The sequence below is a fragment of the Pradoshia sp. Z5_111 genome (genome assembly GCF_058267535.1).
Window position 1 is genome coordinate 497,795 of record NZ_JBZCPQ010000001.1, and the last position, 20,419, is coordinate 518,213.

18 protein-coding genes and 1 other annotated feature are annotated in these 20,419 nt (G+C 31.9%); of the genes, 17 read left to right on the forward strand and 1 reads right to left on the reverse strand.

The window, feature by feature from the left end:
- Positions 1–199: 199 nt before the first annotated feature.
- Positions 200–742, reverse strand: coding sequence for a GNAT family N-acetyltransferase (locus AC4D4A_RS02460; RefSeq protein ID WP_490994430.1), 543 nt, complete (start codon positions 740–742; stop codon positions 200–202).
- Positions 743–960: 218 nt separating this feature from the next.
- Between AC4D4A_RS02460 and AC4D4A_RS02465 the strand changes: the two genes are divergently transcribed.
- The 17 genes from AC4D4A_RS02465 to AC4D4A_RS02545 all read left to right on the forward strand — a co-directional run bounded on the left by AC4D4A_RS02465 (position 961) and on the right by AC4D4A_RS02545 (position 20,301).
- Positions 961–1,389 (forward strand): ester cyclase, encoded by a 429-nt coding sequence (locus AC4D4A_RS02465; RefSeq protein ID WP_490994431.1) that lies wholly within the window; start codon positions 961–963, stop codon positions 1,387–1,389.
- Between the two features lie 177 nt (positions 1,390–1,566).
- Positions 1,567–1,989, forward strand: coding sequence for a hypothetical protein (locus AC4D4A_RS02470; protein WP_490994432.1), 423 nt, complete (start codon positions 1,567–1,569; stop codon positions 1,987–1,989).
- A gap of 282 nt (positions 1,990–2,271) precedes the next feature.
- Positions 2,272–2,904: a type 1 glutamine amidotransferase family protein gene (locus tag AC4D4A_RS02475; RefSeq protein ID WP_490994433.1), complete on the forward strand. Its 633-nt coding sequence runs from the start codon at positions 2,272–2,274 to the stop codon at positions 2,902–2,904.
- 274 nt (positions 2,905–3,178) lie between these two features.
- Entirely contained in the window at positions 3,179–3,667 is a 489-nt protein-coding gene (locus tag AC4D4A_RS02480; protein ID WP_490553209.1) for a tetratricopeptide repeat protein, read from the forward strand.
- Between the two features lie 1,048 nt (positions 3,668–4,715).
- Positions 4,716–5,063, forward strand: coding sequence for a GNAT family N-acetyltransferase (locus AC4D4A_RS02485; RefSeq protein ID WP_490994434.1), 348 nt, complete (start codon positions 4,716–4,718; stop codon positions 5,061–5,063).
- A gap of 25 nt (positions 5,064–5,088) precedes the next feature.
- Entirely contained in the window at positions 5,089–5,199 is a 111-nt protein-coding gene (locus tag AC4D4A_RS02490) for a hypothetical protein (protein WP_490994753.1), read from the forward strand.
- 182 nt (positions 5,200–5,381) lie between these two features.
- Positions 5,382–6,407, forward strand: a complete 1,026-nt coding sequence (locus tag AC4D4A_RS02495; RefSeq protein ID WP_490994754.1) for a serine hydrolase domain-containing protein — start codon at positions 5,382–5,384, stop codon at positions 6,405–6,407.
- A gap of 610 nt (positions 6,408–7,017) precedes the next feature.
- On the forward strand, positions 7,018–7,683 hold the full coding sequence (locus AC4D4A_RS02500; protein ID WP_490994435.1) for a CPBP family intramembrane glutamic endopeptidase: 666 nt from the start codon (positions 7,018–7,020) through the stop codon (positions 7,681–7,683).
- A gap of 204 nt (positions 7,684–7,887) precedes the next feature.
- Positions 7,888–9,636: a M3 family metallopeptidase gene (locus AC4D4A_RS02505; RefSeq protein ID WP_490994436.1), complete on the forward strand. Its 1,749-nt coding sequence runs from the start codon at positions 7,888–7,890 to the stop codon at positions 9,634–9,636.
- A 133-nt stretch (positions 9,637–9,769) separates the two neighbouring features.
- Entirely contained in the window at positions 9,770–10,405 is a 636-nt protein-coding gene (locus tag AC4D4A_RS02510; protein ID WP_490994437.1) for a VC0807 family protein, read from the forward strand.
- A gap of 347 nt (positions 10,406–10,752) precedes the next feature.
- On the forward strand, positions 10,753–11,064 hold the full coding sequence (locus tag AC4D4A_RS02515; RefSeq protein ID WP_490994438.1) for a DUF3221 domain-containing protein: 312 nt from the start codon (positions 10,753–10,755) through the stop codon (positions 11,062–11,064).
- 262 nt (positions 11,065–11,326) lie between these two features.
- Positions 11,327–11,671, forward strand: coding sequence for a cupin domain-containing protein (locus AC4D4A_RS02520; RefSeq protein WP_490994439.1), 345 nt, complete (start codon positions 11,327–11,329; stop codon positions 11,669–11,671).
- Positions 11,672–11,837: 166 nt separating this feature from the next.
- Positions 11,838–12,115, forward strand: a binding site (T-box leader).
- A 71-nt stretch (positions 12,116–12,186) separates the two neighbouring features.
- On the forward strand, positions 12,187–13,821 hold the full coding sequence (metG, locus tag AC4D4A_RS02525; RefSeq protein WP_490994440.1) for a methionine--tRNA ligase: 1,635 nt from the start codon (positions 12,187–12,189) through the stop codon (positions 13,819–13,821).
- Between the two features lie 176 nt (positions 13,822–13,997).
- A complete protein-coding gene (locus tag AC4D4A_RS02530; protein WP_490994441.1) occupies positions 13,998–14,192 on the forward strand; it encodes a hypothetical protein in 195 nt (64 codons plus the stop codon).
- A 606-nt stretch (positions 14,193–14,798) separates the two neighbouring features.
- Positions 14,799–15,380, forward strand: a complete 582-nt coding sequence (locus AC4D4A_RS02535; RefSeq protein ID WP_490994442.1) for a hypothetical protein — start codon at positions 14,799–14,801, stop codon at positions 15,378–15,380.
- Positions 15,381–15,383: 3 nt separating this feature from the next.
- Positions 15,384–16,802 (forward strand): hypothetical protein, encoded by a 1,419-nt coding sequence (locus AC4D4A_RS02540; protein WP_490994443.1) that lies wholly within the window; start codon positions 15,384–15,386, stop codon positions 16,800–16,802.
- Positions 16,803–17,958: 1,156 nt separating this feature from the next.
- The gene (locus AC4D4A_RS02545; protein ID WP_490994444.1) at positions 17,959–20,301 is read left to right on the forward strand and encodes an nSTAND3 domain-containing NTPase; all 2,343 of its coding nucleotides are present in this window, start codon (positions 17,959–17,961) and stop codon (positions 20,299–20,301) included.
- The last annotated feature ends 118 nt before the right edge of the window (positions 20,302–20,419 follow it).

Here is a 20,419-nt window from a genome sequence, read left to right on the forward strand (position 1 = left end):
TAATTATCAAGCTAACAGGGCGTTGATCCAAGCAGGATTAATGCCCTTTTCCGTTGAATGTCTTATTGGAGAAACGGGGCAGGTTAGCGGAAGAAGGAATTTACTTATTTAAAATAATAGCTTTGTAAAAGATTATTGTTGATTTTGAATATATTAAAGGGAACTACATATATTTGAAGTTCCCTTTTTCTATTTAACCTCACGTTAACATAAGAACTCGTGTCGAAGAATACATTCTTAAACGGTCAACAAATTTACCATTCCTTAATCTGTCTTGTCTTAAGACACCTTCCTCAACGTACCCCATTCTCTTGTAAGACTTTATTGCTTTTTCGTTATCGACTTCAACTCTAAGCCAAATCTTGTTAAGGTCTAATTCATTAAAACCCCATAAAATCATCTCTTTCATTGCGGAGAGCCCATAACCTTTACCCCAGTAGGTTTTATCTCCTATTGCTACCCCTAATTCAGCGTGTTTATTGAGTTTATCGATGTTTTTCAAATCTATCCAACCGATATGCCTTCCTTCTTCTGTAATAATGGCTTTTTGTTCATATCCATTTGTTTTGTTAATGCACATTTTAATCCAACTCCTAGTTTCTTCTTTGCTAAAAGGTGGATATTTCTCTGGCATATTTAAATGCTTTGTGACTTCTTTATCAAGACACCATTGAAAACGGTCCTCAACATCATTAAGAGTTAATTCTCTTAAATAGACTTTCGGTAATTTAGTTGTTTTCATTCTTTCCCCCCTGATCGGTTTCTGTTTTTAAAGTTTCTCTATATGGAAAATTCTGATAATCTGATTTTATCATAGGTGTTATCAGTTGAGAACGAGCTTTCGACAATCATCTGGCTAACTGTTATCGTTATTACTGTTGAAGTCAGCGAAGGAACATTGAATTACCTCAGAATTGTTTTATTGATAAGTTAGGAAATCTGTTTTATGGGGGGAAATGTATGATAAGTATTGATAAACGAAAAATTATTGAAAGGTGGTTTAATGAATATTTTACTAGAGGTAAATTGGATGTTTTAGACGAACTTACGACTGCGGACTTTGTTTATCACTCAAGAAACGGTGATAATACGAAAGAAAAAATGAAGGAATTTATGAAATGGTACCGTAATGTTTTCCAAGACGATGAATGGATTATAGATGATTTGATAGAGCAAGATAATAAGTTAGTTGTTCGTTATACGGGTTGGATGACATATAAGGGAGGATGGTTTAATATTCCTTCTGAAAACCAACGTGTTAAGGAAACGGGTATTATGATTTTTACATTTGAAGATAGAAATATTAAAGAGCTATGGTGTGAGAATAGTGATGCTGCTATCCTATTTGAATTAGGTGCATTAGAAAAAAATACTCATAAGATTTTTTAATTATTGTGGTACTATCAAGGGCATTGATTCAAGAAGGATTAATGCCTTTTTATGTTGAACTTCTTATAGAAGTAAAGGGGCAGGTTAGTGGAAGAAGGATTTTCATAACGGGGTGTTGAAGTGGTCTTTATCAAAATTTGTTTATTTAGTTAGGACATAAAAATTGGAGGTAAGAAAATGGATTGGGGAATAAAATTAAGTCACTATGGAGAAGAACGGAATATTAATCTAAATGATGAAGAAATCCAAGCGGTTAAAATAATATTTGAGATGTTAGAAAACACTGTCATTAATATCGACAAACTTGAAGTTACTAGAAAGAGTGACAGCTATGCGACTATAGTTTTACGAGGAAATGATTGGGATTTTGATTTTGTAAGATTTAAGTTTACAGACAGAACTAAATGGATAGCTTTAAATCTTTCAAAAGCTGATCGTGCAGCTTATAAAAATGATACTCTTTTTGAAGCTCAGAAAAAGAAAGCTCAAATACAATGGAAATCAGTGTTGCAAAGTATAGAAGATTTACCAAAGTATAAGAATTTAATGGTCAACTCATATTGTGAGTGTATAAATCGAGAAAAAAATAATATCCAATAACCGCCTTTCGTAAAGTCTATCATTTAAAAGACGATGGCTTATTTAGAATCAGATAAATTATCGCCTCTATACCATAACTAATGAGTGTATTACTCAAATATTGAGGGCTGTGATCAGCTCTTTTTTTGTTATGCAGCTAAGGGCAGGTTAGTGGAATAAGAGATAGACTTTTGGTTAAATATGGTATAAAATCATCTTTAAGAGAACGTATGTTCTTTTAGCGATATTGCTTTTGTCGTGCAAAAAAAATAAACTATAAAATTTAAGATTGGAGTGTTATTGGTGCAAACAAAAAAAGTTTTTCTATATGTATTTAATACAATGTCGGACTGGGAATATGGATATTTAATTGCTGAACTAAACTCAGGAAGATATTTCAAAAAAGAATTATTACCTTTAAAAGTAATGACAGTAGGAGCTAATAAAGAAATGATTACTACTATGGGAGGACTGAGCATAAAACCAGATATTTCCGTTGATGAATGTACTCTTGAGAGTAAAGATCTTTTAATTTTACCAGGAGGGACTACTTGGAATGAAGTAATTCATCAACCTATCTTGGAAAGGGTTGGCCACGCTTTAAAGATTGGCACTATTGTTGCTGCAATTTGTGGTGCAATTGAGGCACTTGCGAATATGGGATACTTAGATACTAGAAAGCATACAAGTAATAATTTAGAATACACTAAAATGGTATGTCCTAACTATAAAGGAGAAAAGTTCTATGAGGTGGGATCTGTGGTATCTGATGTGAATTTAGTTACTGCATCAGGAATAGCTCCACTGGAATTTACGATGGAGGTACTGAAAAAATTAGATGTATTTGCACCAGAAACATTATATTCTTGGTATAGCCTAAATAAGACTCATCAACCTGAATACTTCTTCCAGTTAATGAACTCAATGAATAAATGAGTTAAAATATCAATGGCAATCCTATCTTTTGAAATAATCTCCATACTTAGTACGATGCCAAAATATAATTTTTATACATAATCAAAGTTTTTAGATAAGTTAACAGAGGTTGTTTGATAATTGTAAACTATCGGGGTGTTGATCCAAGAAGGATTAATGCTCTTTTTTGTTGAATTCCTTATTGTAGAAAAGGGGCAGTTTAGCGGAAGAAGGATTTTCAAAGTGATGTGATGAACTTGTTATCAAATACATTTTGAAAAGGAGTTTATTAATATTGAATGAAGAACAATTGGTAAAAGCACTTGAATTACGAAAAGAGGATAAGAAGAAAGAATCAAATCACATACTACTAAAAATGGTAGAGGAACATCCTGATAATGCGTTTATTAACTACCAATGTGCTTGGAGCTTTGATGTTTTAGGAGAAGAGTCAAAAGCAGTTCCTTTCTATGAAAAAGCTATTAAGCAAGGGTTATCAGGTAAGGATTTAGAAGGAGCAATATTGGGACTTGGAAGTACATATAGAACTTTAGGGGAATATGAAAAATCAGAAAAGGTCTTTTTAGAAGGAATAGAATTATTCCCGACTAATAGAGCAATACAAGTGTTTTATTCAATGACCTTATATAATTTAAGCGAGCATAAAAAAGCTATGGAGTTTTTACTAAAATGCTTAATAGATACCACAACAGACTCTGAAATACTGAGTTATAAAAAAGCAATTAATTTCTATGCTGATAAATTAGATGAAATGTGGAAATAGCAAGTGAAAGGTTGTACTTAAACAAACTGGGCATTGATCCAAGAAGGATTAATGCCTTTTTGTGTTGAAGTTCTTATTGTATAAATGGGGCAGGTTAGCTCAAGAGTGAGTTGGGGATTTTTAGATACACAAGGAATAATAGTATATAATTTACAAAAGAGCTGTGGAAAAAGAAGTGTAAAGGAGAGAATGCGTAATGTTACAGTCGTTCAATATTTTTGGAAGCATCATTACCCTAGGTGCACTAGCGGGCATTATCTATCTTATTAGAAGGTTCATTTTTGGAAAAGCAGCTAAAACTGATGAGGAAAGCTAATATGAATTTTTTAACAGGAGATGGTTTCTTGGAATTTCTGCTGATTTTAGTACCTTTCTTATTTTGTATGGCTTTTGGTGCAGTATTAAATATACTTTTAAAGACAACTAAAAAAATAGATTGGCTTATTACGTTCTTAATAAGCCTATGTATATCATTATTTGTACAAATATTAAACGTTATCTAAAAGTTGTGGTTGAATTTTTTATTGAAGTAAAGGGACAGGTTAATTCAATAACAATGTAGAATTATTAATTAACATTTAGAGGATTTATTAAAAGGTACTATTCTAAGGGGTGATGCAAAAGTGGGTGAAAGCATTAAGCCAGTAGCAGAGACATCTGGTTGGGTAGATGTTATTACAGTCGTTTGACCAATTGTTCTTTTGGTGATAATTGGGGTAATTGTTGTAGCAATTATATATATCGTTAAGATAGTTAAGCGGTATCTAGCAAACACTAAAATAGCCGAGAAGAAATTAAAAATGGAAGAAACAGATATACAAGAGATTAAACAACGTCTTGACCGAATTGAAAAACAACTTAAGTGAGGTTGAGTGATATCTTTCATATTGTGCCTAACAGGGTATTACTTCAATATCAAGAGTTGTAATCAGCTCTTTTTTTTATTCCACAAACGGGGCAGATTAGCGGAAGAAGGATTAATGCCCTTTTATGATGAACTACTTATGGGAGTATAAGCGGGTTAATAGGAAAAGTACAGAGGTGAAATATGATACAGGAGGACGAACTGTTTATTCGACTAATGGATTCTAATGATTTTGAGGTTATGGTCAAATGGCTAAATGATGAGAAGATATTAGAATTCTACGATGAGCCGCCTTCAAATATAGAAAAAGTAATAAAAAAATACGGTCCAAGAGTAAAAGGAAAACATTATGTTACCCCCTGTATAATAGAACATAAAGAAAAACCAATCGGTTATATACAGTATTATGAAATTCAGGAAGGTGAATTAAAAAGGTACGGCTATATAACAAACCAAAAAATTTATGGAATAGACCAGTTTATTGGAGATACCCAATTATGGGGTAAAGGAATTGGCACAGAGCATCATTAAAAATGCATCCAGAGTTGTGTTAGAAGTGAAAAAAGATAATAGTAGAGCGATTTCAAGTTATAAGAAATGCGGCTTTAGGGAAATAAAAGACCTAAACAACGATCTTCTCTTAATGGAATGGGTAGTAAATATCTGACTAAATTCTATATTTTCCTATATAACTAACGGGGCGTTGATCAAAGGAGGATTAACGCCTATTTGTGTTGAATTTCTTATGGAAGAAACGGGGCAGGTTAGCGGAAGAAGGAGACACACCCTTTTTGTCGAATTTAGTACAGGTGCAGAATAGTGAAAGAGGAAATAGTAAAGGAGATTATAATGGATACTAATATCAAGGATTACATAACCGATGTTATGATTAAAAATAACTTCTCAGGAACAGTTATTGTTCAAGATGGCCAAAAAACTTTGGAAGAGAAAAGTTATGGTTACGCTAATCGTTCCGAAGAAATTATTAACAGCTCCGATACACGATTTGGAATCGCATCTGGTTGTAAGTTATTTACAGCGATAGGGGTTTGTCAGCTTGTGGAGGAGGGGTTACTTTCTTTTGATACAAAGCTAAAAGATTGTCTTAATATTTCTTTCCCTTATTTTGATAAGGATATAACGATTCATCATTTATTAACACATACAGCTGGAATACCTGATTATTTTGATGAGGAAGTTATGGATAATTTCGAAGAGTTATGGATTAAGAACCCGATGTATCACATCAGGACCTTGGAAGATTTTTTACCTTTATTTCAGAATCAACCAATGAAATTAAATGTAGGCGAAAGATTTCATTATAACAATGCGGGATACATCATATTAGGATTAATTATAGAGCAAACAAGCCAAGTGAAATTTGCTGATTACATAACTAAAAATGTTTTCAAGAAAACTGGGATGACTGACTCTGGTTATTTTGAATTCGATGCATTACCATCAAAAACAGCGTTTGGTTATATTGACTTTCCAGATGGAACTTGGAAGACGAATATTTACTCTTTGCCCGTAAAAGGCGGGTCAGACGGTGGAGCTTACGTAACTGTAAATGATATGGCAAAGCTATGGGATGCTTTAATAAATCATCAATTACTAAGCGAAGAATATAAACATCAGTTACTTAATCCACACATTAATACAAATGAAGATTACGATCAATTCTATGGTTATGGCGTATGGATTAATAAAAATGATGATGAAATTTCAAAATATCATATTATGGGATATGATCCTGGAGTTAGTTTTCATTCAGCGTTCTACCCTAAAAGCTCAATTAAAACCGTGGTATGCTCGAATCAGTCAGAGGGGGCATATGATATTCTGAAAGCGATTGAGGCAAATATACCGAAATAGAATTGCGAAAATTCAAAGCGTTTATTTAGGCAAACTTTGACTTTACTTTGATATCAAGGGCTGTGATCAGCTCTTTTTTGTTATGCTGCTAAAGGGGCAGGTTAGCTCAAGAAGGATTATTATAAAAAGAAGTAGAATATATTTTAAGAAAGTAAATTTGTTGACTCAAGTAGGTGAAATGAGATGTCAAAATATATCAGCATATTCTCCTTAACATTTTTTTTAAGCCTCATTCTTTATTTTATATTTGGTAACACATTGATAAGCGAAGCAGATTCAGTCGAGGGAACTGTATACACGGTGGGAGTAATCATTATTATTCTTCTTTCGTTTATAATTGCCCAAATATACTATGTGATAGATTTAATTAAGAAGAAAAGGTTTTAGCTATTGTTCACTAATTGTCTTATGCTACAAAAGGGGCAGGTTAGTTGAATAAGAAGGAGTCTAGGTATACGTAAGAAAATACCTTAAGGGAATAGAGATTATAGGTTAAATATTGGGAGTAAATATCCTTTACTGCTGAACAGTTTGTGGAAGTATATGGGTAATTTAGCGAAAGAATTAGTTGGACTATATTATTCAGATATTCTTATTAGGGGGTGTTTTTATGCATAAAAGATATTGGGGAGTTTTGATAACTTATATTTGTTTTATTTTTTCAGCTTTGTATGTAGTTGTGCCTATATTGACAAACCAATTTGATATACCAAAAGAAAATGGTTTGTTATATGGTAAATTGATATTTTCAATTCTAACTGCTATTGTTTTTTTATTTCTATTAAAACCTGATATTAAAAGGGGAGTATCAAAGGATGCTCTCCCGTTTAAAAAGTCTATAAAGTGGATTATATTAGGATTTTTTATGGTACTAGTTGGTCAAATAATAGCTGGATTAATCGGAAATTATATATTCAGTTCAGGTGCTGTGCCTGGACGTACTCAATCAAAAACTGATATTTTAGACACTTTAAGTCTCAGTATGTTGCTAATCAACTTAGTAACTACAATTATTTTTGCACCCTTTTTTGAAGAAATTATGTGCAGGAAAATTATTTTTGGAACGCTATATACAAAGACTAACTTCTTTATTGCTAGTTTGGTATCTTCGATTGCGTTTGCTGTTCCGCATATGGATTTTAAGCACTTATTATCTTACATTATAACGGGGTTTGTTTTATCATTCATCTATGTAAAAACTAAGAGAATAATCGTTCCAATTATATCTCATTCATTTGTAAATGCCTTTGTCTTTTTAGGGGCATTGTTACAATAAAGAACTTATTGGGACCAAAATATAACAATTATTAAATTCGACCTTTTAAAAAAAGGTCTTTACTTATGCAGCTAACGGGGCAGTTTAGCGGAAGAAGGAAAACACTGTTACCTTATAGAATTAATCACTATATCGAAATGTTCCTGTAAATTACAGATTTTATAACTTTTAAAATATAAAAACAATCAAACGGGGGGAAAGTATATGCAATTGTCTAATACAACAATTCGGTGGAATTTAAATGGTCTCTTATGTGGTCCCGATATCGAAAAGTTTAATAATTATTTGTTCAGTATTAAAGAAAAGTTGATAGAAATCGAGTTGAATTTAAAGAACAGTACCTTCGGCAATGAAGAATTAATGTGTATTTCGCAAACGATTAAGAAAATAGAATCAGCTGAATCCTTTTATTATTGTCTAACCACAGAACAGTTTGCCCCACCTCTCCTTACATCATTAAATGGAACCATATCAGCATTAAAATCCCAAATTCGAATGATCATTGCAAATGTGCAATATAACCTAAGTAGTATGAGTGAGAATCAACGGAATGATTGGTCATCTAACATTAACGAAAAAATTTTTATAGAAGAATTATTAAAGGGTATAAAGATAACAAATAGAGAAGAAAAGGTTATTTCAAATTTTGCTAGAGAGACATTAAGTGGACTGGAGGATCTTTACGGACAAGTACGTAACAATCTGAAAGTAAAAGTCAGTTCTGATTTTGAAGCAAATGAAGTTTCTTTTGCTGAGGCTAGTAATTTGTCCATAACTCATCCAGAGCAATCTAAAAGGCAATATATATTCAGAGAACTAAATAAAACCCTTGAAGCAGAAGGAAATATATTTGCTTCTATATACAATCAAATGGTTTCGCTAAGACTTAATGAAAACAAGATAAGGAATGTAGATTATCTTGATGATTCATTAAAGTTGAACGGGATATCTAAACCAACACTTGATGTTATGTGGGATGCAGTAGACGCTAATATACACAATCTTTCCAGCTATTTAAGGATCAAAGCAGCAGAAGTCGGGAAGAAAAATATTTCTTGGTCTGAATTAATGACTGATTCAACAGAAGTACCTCTTCGGATTACGTTCTTACAAGCGGTAGATGGGATAATCCATTCTCTTGAAAATATCGACAGCGATATGTGCAACTTTGTAAAGGAAGCTATTACAAAGGGATGGGTAGATGCGGAGCAACGTAAAACAAAACCTCCAGGTGGATTTTGTGCTCCGTTTATTTCAGAAGGTGAATCACGAATTTCATTGAATTATGACGACAGCATAGACAGTGCCAGAAGACTTGCACACGAATTAGGTCACGCTTGGCACTTTAAACAAATGAAAGATGTTCCATCCCTATTCTTCTCAGATGACACATTTGAAATGACGATGGCGGAAACTTCTTCAATTTTTTTTGAAACTGCATTTATTGATTATGTCATTCAAAACACAAAAGAAGCATCTATAAAAAAAGCCCTTCTTGGCTCGAAGATCGAGCGTTCGCTAAATTACTTGATGTCTATTAGAGGAGCCTTCTTATTTGAAAATAGGTTTTATGAGGAGAGAAAAAACAGACCGCTAAACGCAAAACAAATGGAGGAACTTTCCTTGCACTTTCAGGAAAAAGCCTATGGAAGCAGTTTAAGTAAATATGAGCCTTATGTATGGATTAAATATGGGCAGTTTTACCAAGCGAATACTCCCTTTTATAATTATCCATATTCATTTGGCTTCTTGTTAAGCATTGGACTATTAGAGCTTGCTAATACAGATAGACATTTTAACCAAAGATTCAAAGGATTCCTAAGTGAGACAGGGATGTTGCCACTTGAACAACTAATAAATAAACATTTCCATTTAGAACTTTCACAACCAGAATTTTGGCAACAATCCGTTCAAAAATTAATTCAAGATATAGAGCTGTATAAACAAATTTAGTGAATGATGTACTTAAAGTAACGGGGCAGGTTAGCTTAAAAGTTATATGAAATACCAGTATCACAAATAATTTAAATATATGGCAAACTTAAATAAAATCTACAGATTAGAATTTATAACGAGGTGATTACTTTTGTCTAAGAATGTGGTCCTCTGGGATTTGATTTTCTATATTATTTTTCCTATAGTTGTTTGGAATTTTAGTAAGGGGATTATAGGTGATTATTATGCGATGCTTATTTCATCGGTACCTGGTATTATCTATAGCTTAATTCGATTTATATCATTAAAAAGAGCGAACTTCTTTGGTATTTTTATGATTTCTACGCTATCCATCGGAACACTTATCGATATACTATCGGGGTCAGCAATCCAAATGATGTGGAACAATGTAGTGTATTCGTATATATTATCACTCTTTTATATTGTTACTTTATTAGTAAACAAACCATTATTTTTGTTTTTTTCATTGGATTTAGTGGAAATGCAAGGGCAAAATCGCAAGAAAATGAAAGAACAGTTCTATTTAAAAAATATTTTGAAGGTATTCAAACTTATAACTTTAGGATTTGCATTTAGAGAAATTCTAATAGCTTCAATAAATATATGGCTTATAAATAAATATGGAGTGAACGCTTACGATAAGGGATTAATATTCAAACAAATATTAAGCTGGATAATTACAGGCGTATCAATGTACGGTTTTATATATATTTCCAAATTACTTTATAATATGAATAAAAAACAATTGTCATTAGAGAGCCCATAAAAGATATTTCATTTTTATTGGTTATTACATATGAATGTTTGCGGAGTTTCCCTCATAAAGGTAGAGCTATTATTGCGAAATAAGAGTGGTTGTTTTTTCTATTATGGTAGCATTTCTGTTATAAATGAAAATAAAATTCTCAGTATGAGAATTAATTTTCTTAAACTACGGGGGCATTGATCCAAGAAGGATTAATGCCCCTTTCTGTTGAACTTCTTATGGAAGTAAAGGGGCAGGTTAGCAGAAGAAGGATTGAAAAGAAAAATACCCTTTTGGGGATAAACTTTTGTCTAGCGGACGTTTTCGGACGCGTGTATTCGATTTGAGGAGCGAGAAGGGAGAAGAATATGAAACGGAAAATGTGGATCCTAGCTGCCTTATTCCTGGTCGGGTTTATGGTCGTTTATGCTTTCCTATATCCTGGTCCAGAACCCAGTTCGTTTTCTGGCACCATACTCCAAATCAATGGAGAGAGTGCCCTGATTGACATAGAAGAAGGAGTGATCCTTCGTTCAGGCAATCGCGTATGGGTTCACTTATCCAAGAGGGAAGACCGTACACTCCAGGTAGGGGATCGGGTGCGAGTGGAATACAGAGGAGCGGTGCGAGAATCCTATCCACTTCAGATCAGCGAGACGAAAATCGAATGGATTCCTTAAACGGCAAAAGACAGAAAAATGTTAAATATGGTAAAGTGGGTGATTGCGTTGTCAAATAGTGTCCAAAAAGCGATAGTTTCATTATTGGCAGGAAAAAGGTCAACCAATAACTTGGTCAAGCTTATAATATAACAGTGGCGTTGATCCAAAGGAGGATAACGCCTTTTTGTGTTGAATTCCTTATGGTAGAAACGGGCAGGTTAGCTCAGTAAGATTGTCGAATAGTTAAAACATAGAAATGAAAACTACAGGGGATGAATGTATGGAAATTTTTAATTTTGGAAAAGAGGTAGCTCAAAAAATTAATAATTATAACTCTGTATCTTCTTTCTATTCAAAGTTTATGAAAACAGAGAGACCTACTAATATAGGCTTTATCACCATAGAGCAAGGAGGTATTGTTGGTTATCACAAAGCACCAGTACCGCAGCTTTTCTTAGTAGTTGAAGGCCAAGGATGGGTAGAAGGAGAAAATAAACAAAGAGTGACAATTAAAAGTGGACAGGGAGTTTTCTGGAATAAAGATGAAGGGCATATTAGTGGAAGTGAATTGGGATTAACAGCATTAGTCCTTCAGTCAGAGGGATTGGTAAACCCAATAGGATAAAAATATTTAAGACTTGTTGTTGACGGTGCAATTTTGCAGTCACTTTTTTACTAAAGAGGCAGTTTAGTTAAAGATACATCCAAATACATTTTCTAAAGTTAGAATATTTTGAAATATTAAGATAGACTTCAGAATCAATATTGAATAAAATATTGGTAATTATAAATCAAAGGCAAAGAAGAGAAAAAGTAAAATGATCTTGTTTTTTAACAGAGAGCTTCGGTAGCTGAAAAGAAGCAAAAACATTCATTTGAACAATGGTCTCTGAGCTTCGTACTGAACGTAATTTATGTATTAGTAGGATACGACGGGATTTGGCACTCGTTATCAATGTCACAGTATAAGAGTAGCAATTAATAATACTCCGTACTTGTTGAGGCAAATAGTGTAAGCTATTTGCAAATTAAGGTGGTACCACGAGGAAGTTCAAACCTCGTCCTTAGCTATTACAGCTAAGGGCGAGTTTTTTTTTTTTTTTTTTTCAAAAATTATAATTTATCAGGAGGTATTTATTAATGAGTATTTTTATTGGTGGGGCTTGGGCTTATGCGAACGGCTCATTGCATTTAGGTCATATTTCAAGTTTGTTGCCTGGAGATATTCTTGCGAGATATTACCGTTTAAAGGGAGAAAAAGTTTTATATGTTTCGGGAAGCGATTGTAATGGAACTCCTATTACAATCAGGGCAAAACAAGAAGGTGTAACGCCAGAAGAGATTGCAAACCGTTATCACCAGGAATTTGCTGATTGTTTTACAAGATTAGGGTTCACATATGATATGTATACAAGAACAGATACAACACATCACCATAAAATCGTTCAGGAGATATTTTTAGAGTTGCTTGATAGAGGATACATTTTTAAAAAGGAAATTGAACAAACCTATTGTGAATATGATCAGCAATTTCTTCCTGATCGTTATGTTGAAGGGGTTTGTCCCCATTGTGGTGCAAATGCTCGTGGTGATCAATGTGATGCTTGTTCCAGCGTGTTAGAACCACTTGAACTACTTGATAGAAAATGTAAAATATGCGGGAATCCACCTACAACAAGGTTTACAGAGCATTTTTACTTTTCTTTAAGTTCCTTCCAAAATGTCTTGGAAAACTATACGCAAGAAGCAGAAGATAAGAACTTATGGAGGGAAAATGCTATTTCTCTTACGAAACGCTACTTAAAGGAAGGATTACAAGATAGAGCCGTTTCAAGGGATTTGCCTATTGGGGTAAGTGTTCCAGTAGCTGGATATGAGGATAAGAAAATCTATGTATGGATTGAGGCTGTATCAGGATACTATACAGCAAGTAAACTATGGGCGGATGAAACAAATAATGATGATACAACGTTTTGGGATTCCTCTGCTCGGTCTTATTATGTTCACGGGAAAGATAATATCCCTTTTCATTCGATTATTTGGGCTGGAATTCTTGTTGGTCTTGGGAAAGAACCATTACCAACGCATATCGTTTCAAACGAGTATTTGACTTTGGAAAAGAAAAAATTATCTACAAGTAAAAATTGGGCTGTTTGGGTTCCAGATATTTTAGAAAGGTACGAATCAGATTCTATACGCTACTTCCTAACAATCAACGCACCAGAGAACCGAGATGCTGATTTTTCTTGGAAAGAGTTCATATATAGCCATAATAGCGAGTTATTAGGTGCTTATGGCAACTTCGTTAATCGAACTTTAAAATTTATTGAAAAGTCATTTTCTGGTGCTATTCCTGAAAAGGACATAACTTCGCATATTCAGGATAAAGTTAATCACTTATACAATGAAGTAGGTCGTTGCATAGAAACTACTGCTTTCAAACAAGGATTAGAAAAAGTATTTGAACTTGTTAGATTTTCGAACAAATACTTTGATGAACAACAACCTTGGAAACAAATAAAGGATGATACCGAGTCTTGCAAACAAACTCTGGCGGATTGCGTTTATCTTATTGCAAATTTAGCTCATATCCTTACTCCATTCCTCCCTTTTTCAAGCGAAAAAGTCAAGGAAATGATAAACACAACAGAAACCGAATGGAGGGCGTTTGTTGTCAGATCACAGCATTTGTCAAAAGTAGAGCCATTGTTTGAACGAATAGACCTAGTAAGAATTGATGAAGAGCTTGAAAGATTAAACAACCAAACTGTTTAAAATAAAGGATTAAATTTTTTATATTTAAATACCATTATTTATAGAGAATGTGAAAGAATACACTTAAACTAATAGGGGCATTAGTTCAATAACAAGTGCAGTCACTCTTTCTGAAGATAGCTGTTTTACATATTATAGAATTAGCGGAACCTTTGTCGAATAGTTTTGGGAATAGAATGTCTGTACTGTATCAAGAAGTTATTAATTCATTAGGCCTTGAAAATGGGCAAATCAATGAGCAAATGGCTATACTTGAACAACCAAAATTTAGACTTGGGTTCATAGATGTAGAGGAATATCCTGTACAAATAATTATACAAGCTTCTCATTGGCCTATATTAAGTGATATTAAGGAATTTGCAAATACTTAAAATATTGACCTTAGAGAAATCTTAGTAAAGCTTCAATTTACATTATTAGATTAAAGAAAATTTTAAATTGTATATTAAAATAATATATTCATTATATTATAATTATAGAACGTTGTTATTAAATATTTAAAGTAACATCTTTAACATATATATGATTTGAAATAATAAACAAGCTTCAACATTTAAAACTTTATATAAAATTGGACAACAGGAGAATAATACTGTTATAGAAGCTAATTTTTTTATTGCTTTACTACTCTGGGGTAAGGGAAGCCAATAGAATTAGATATAGCACATAGTTAGTGTGAATAATATATATTCATCCGATGAGAAACTGTTATTTCGAAACTACAAGTACCTCTTATCATTTATCCCTAATTAAGATAGCTATTAGAAATAATAATATCAAAGAAATCTACTTGATAAGTTAACTAGGGTGTTGATCTAGGAAGGATTTATGCCCTTTTTTGTTGAATTCTTTATTGAAGAAACAGAGAAAATTAAATCTAAGAGGTGTGTTCTTTCCATAAAGATAGAAAACAAATATGTTATTATAAAACTATATCATAGCCTTTTATAGAGGTATAGGAACGGTGATTTATTAATATGTATTTTGATTCTACGGATAATGGCAATAAAAAGAGTTGTATTATTGTTTATGGTAAAAAAGTAGAAGTTTACGCAAACTTATTGGTCGGCTTAATAGATGAATTCGGGGAATACGAATGTACTATTTGGAGCGAGGAAAAATTTAAACAAAACCAAGATCAATTATCCTCATCAAATAAAGTGATTTTTATGGGAAATACGAAGATTACACAAAAATTCATTCCTAATTTACGAATTAAATACAGTAAATTTGGAATGAAATACGGTTGGTTAGGACATAAGTGTGTCATTTATATAGACTATTTACCTGTAAAAGAGTCTGAGTTAAACAGTTTTATAGACTATTGTAAAAAGGTAAGTGAAGATAATAAAAATATAAGTGAGTCCTTTACCTCAGTAAGAGCTAAGACTCTATTTACTCTTCCGCTATACACAAACCTAATCATTCCTTTATTGGGGAATATAGCCTTGAAATTTTGGCTAAATCAAAAAAAGAGAAAGGCAATTTTAGTACAACAATATAATGTTTTGGTGAGAAATTTCTTTATCAATGGATTAAATGATTTTATGGAGGATTAAACATTGAATTCATTTAAGGAAGGTTATAATCATTTTGTGAAAAACTCCAGTGAGTTCAAGGGAATTAAACATAGTATAGAATATGTAGATAAAGTGCAAAGTGAAATTGATAAAACCATTGCTGAAATGTCCAAGACAGTTTCTCAGCGGACGAATGCAAGAGATATAGCAACAAAGGGTTTTGTGGCGGAGGATTGGCACGCAGGGACCTTTAATGCAGATGTTGTAGTAAAGGGAGGAAATGATATATATGCTAGGGTGGACAAAAGTAATAATCCCATAAAAGATATTGATATATTTAACAAGGGAACTAATAGTGGTTGGCAAATCAAATATTATAAATCAGCTGAGGATACAGCAAAAGAATTGAGTAACCCTAAATATAATGATGTTGGAAAGGTAGCTCCTTCAGATCAGATTGCTAATGATGGCATTAGAATTGCTGCTGACAAACAAGCACTGAGAAACAGTGAAACACGCCCTGAAGTAACTGAATCTTATCAACATACTGCTAAATATGCTAGAGCTGTTATTGAAGAGAATGGATATTCCTCAAAAGGTTTATCAAATAATGAAGCATTAAAAATAGTTGAAGATATAAAGCAAGGTAATTTTGATCCTAAAAAGTATGGTTTAACTACAGAGGATTTTATAAAGGTTGAATATGTTATACAGCAAGCTTTACAAGCAGGTGTAACAGCAGCGGTATTATCTTCCATAATAAAAGTGACACCAGAAATATATAAAATTATTATGAGTATGATTGAACAAGGTTACATTGAAAGAGATGAACTTCTTCAAGTTGGTTTTGTTACCTTAGATTCATCAGCAGAAGGGTTTATAAGAGGTTCGGTTGCAGCTGCGATAACAGCTACTTTAAAATCGGGATTAGCAGGTGAAACTCTTAAGTCAATTGATCCAAGTATGATTTCATTAGGAACCATAGTTGTTATGAATACTATTCATAATTCGTTTAAGCTTGCAACAGGGAGAATGAAATCTATAGAATTAGTAAATGCTTTTGCTCGTGATTTAGTGGTTTCCTCTTTTGCACTGATGGGTGGATCTGTATCTCAGGGGTTGATACAAATTCCTCTTTTTGGGTTTTTGTTAGGCAGTTTCTTGGGCTCTATAATAGGAAGTTTTCTATATGACGCCAGCACCAGTGTCTGTTTATCTTTTTATATAGAATCGGGCTTTACTTTCTTTGGTTTAGTTAAACAAGATTATGTATTACCCAAAGAGATTTTAGAAAGTTTGGGGTTAACAGTTTTTGAGTACGAAAGGTCTATCCATAGAAATTCGAATATTATAAAATTTGAGTCGAAAAAGTTCAGTTACAAAAAATTCGAACCTAATACTATTAATATTAATATCTTAAGGCGAGGTGTTATAGGTGTTAATAAAGTTGGTTTTGTTTAACCGATAAAAGGTATTAATTCTCTTATTACAGGAATAAATGATTAAAAAGGTAAGGAAGATTATAAAAATAGATGTACTTCACCCAATGGAGTTTTGATCGAAAAAGGATTAATACTCTTTTTTTAATTCACTATTACAGAAAGTGGGATTTTTATTCTTATAATTATCGTTAATTATCAATAATTATCAATAATTATAAGAATGATCATTTAGACATTTAAGTAACGGGTACAAAACTTTGAAGAGACAGTGCCACCCTTAATGTTGAACTAAAGGGATATTACTCTTGTAACAAGGACTGTAATCAGCTCTGTATAGGGCATTAATCCAGGAAGGGTGAATGCCCTATTATGGTACTAGGATTTAATGATGAAAAATATAATGATAAGCTTATTACTCGACAGTCGGTGCATTAGTTAAATAACAAGTATAGCCACGTCCTATAAGGAGATGGCTATTTTGAGATAATCATAGTTAGTTGCATAAAATGTGGAAAGACAGAAGGGTTAGCTGCTCATCATAAAGATGGATATAATTGGTGCCGAGCAAGAAGGCAGGATGTAACTAATGGTGTAACATTATGTTCTGTTTGCCATAAAAATTTTCACGACTATTACGGTTATGGAAATAATACCGAGGATCAATTTTTAAAGTGGTCAAAAGAATGAATATCGTAAAAAAATTGGATGAAGTCCTCAAAGATATATTATTTTTTATAGCATTATTTTTAAAGATACAAATTATTTTGATTCAAAGACTTTTTTTCTAACTCTTTTTATAGTGCGGAACATACCGTTAAGGAAGATGACGATAGTGGTGATAATAATTTCAGTAGTCAATACCTTATAATGATTGCCTTCAGAAACAATAACAGGAATTTTAAGATTCTACTGAGAGCTACGAGAAAATAATTATATTCTATTTTAAATAAAGATATATAGAATTTGAATTGAGTTATATCTTTTATAAAGAAGTTGCACTGTTATACCCCTTTGGATATGATTATTCCAAAGGGGTATTTTTGGAAAAAAATACATACTTATCAAAGTGCTTTATTATAGATGGTATAACGGGGTTATTTCTGATTTTCAAAATTGATAAGTTATCTTAGGAAATCTTCTGTCCATTAATCATAAAAGATCATTGAAAGAAGTGTATGCAGGTGTTTGATTATACTAATTTAAGCCCAAATGAATTTGAAGTGCTTTGCTCTGATATTTTGTCAAGAGAATTAGGAGTAGAATTAAGGCATTTTAGTCCTGGCAAAGATGGAGGAGTAGATTTAACCGAAAGTCCAAGTAAGAAAGGTATTGTAGTTCAAGTTAAGCACTACGTTAAAAGTTCTTTTAGTGGGTTGAAATCCTCTTTAGAAAAAGAATTGGTTAAAATAGGGAAAATGGATCCTAAACCAGAACAGTATTATGTTTGCACATCTAAAGAGTTGACCGCAGATAATATTAAAGAAATATATGAGATTTTTAGTGATTATATGAATAGTGATAAAAATATTTTTTCAAAGTATGAAGTAGATAAATTTTTAAATAAAGAAAGTAATCAGGATATATTGCGGAAAAACTTTAAACTGTGGTTATTAACAGATAAAGTTCTGACACATTTATTAAATAGAGATGTATTTATCGATGGTGAAGTACTGCTAGATAATTTGGAAGAGGATTTTAAATACTTTGTTCAAACAAATCTATTTGATAATTGTATAGAAATATTAGAAAAAAATAGGAAATTATTGATTTGTGGAGACCCAGGTGTAGGTAAAACAATAACATCAAAAATGCTGGCATTTTATTTTGTGAAACAAGGTTATCAAATTAGATATACTACAAATGGTTTAATCAGTGATTTAAAAAAGAGCTTGCAAGATAATAAAGACTTAAAAGAAGTTATTTTATTGGACGATTGTTTAGGGCAATACTATTTAAAATTAAAACAATGGCAAGATGAAGAACTAATTAGTCTTATGAACTATATAAACTTATGTGAAAATAAGATATTAATTTTAAATAGCAGAATTACAGTACTTAATGAGGCGGAAGAGTTATCACGTAAGTTAAGACAATATTTAGAGGATGATAAATTAAAAATAAAAAAGATAAATATGAATAGTATAAGCTCGAAGGAAAAGAGCTTAATCTTTTATAATCACTTAATGAAAAATAAAGTACCTGATGAGTATTATAACTCGATTCGCAGAAATAAAAATTACTTTTATATTGTCCAGCACAAGAATTATAATCCCAGGATTATCGAATATGTTACACATAAAAAGAGGTATTCAAGGGTTAGACCTGAAGAATATTTTAATTTTATATCTGTAACGTTGAACAATCCTCAAGAAGTTTGGGCTGAGGAATTTAGACAAGGTTTAGGTTTAGAAGATAGGATTTTTATGCATACAATATTTTCTTTAACTGATACTATAATTTCATTAAATATTCTAGAAGAATGCTTTGTAAAAAGAATTCAAATGGAAGCTAATATAGATAATACTACTAATAAATTTGAAGAAGTAAAAAAACGATTAACATCTTCAATGGTCAAAGTAGTAGACGATGGAAAAGAATATAAAATGGGTGTACTAAATCCGTCTATAAATGATTTTATGCAGTATGCCCTTTCTATGAATCCATTAGAAAGAGAAAATATTGTTAATTCAGCGATATATATAGAACAAATAGAAAAAGTATTAGGTGATAAAGCTGAAAGTAAGATTCTTTCACTACTAAAATCAGGAGAAATTTTAAAGATGAAAAGTGTGAGAGATATAATACCTCTTTATATTTTTTATTTCATATTAAAAGAAAGAATTATGGACTCTAGATACCTTGATTATATTAGTAAAGGATTATTGGCCATAAGTAGAGGAACAGAATTATTTAATAAAGATGATAATAAGTCCCAAGTGATATTAAAATTATTGGGTGAAAGAGAGTTATTTAATTTTTATAATATAGATAAGCTGCTAAAACTATCAGAATTTAGACATACTTTAGTATTAAATCTTGATGCTTCAGAGATAAGGGAAATATATGATGTATTATATTCGCTTAATTTAGAAGAAGAGATATATGAGGATTTAATAAAAAAACAAATAGATGAGTTAGAAAATTATATAAATGAATTAGATTTATTCGATTTTATTGCAATTGAAGATTTGGATGCTATAGCAGAAATAGATGTTCATTATGAAAACCCTAATAGAAATAATGAGATTCACGAAGAGTATGAAAAATTAAAGAAAATAGCAGCTAGTAGAGTTTACGAGGAAGTATATTACTTATTAATAGGCGAAGAAGATACAGATACTAGACAAACTTTAATCGAGTTAATAAATCAAAAAATAAATGAGGATATAGAAAATGTAGTACAATGGTATCTTTATCCTGAACCAGATGAAGATCCAGATTATTTGGATTATGAAGGTGACTATGATAGAAGCTCCACAAATGAAATAGATATTATCTTAGATAGGGACATAGATTAATTGATTTGAATAATTTTAAAAATACAAAACCTCCAACAATAAAGTGGATATAATTAATTGTATAAGTTTCTATTGAGATTCTATTAAAGCTGTTGATATGATGGAATAACATATTGAA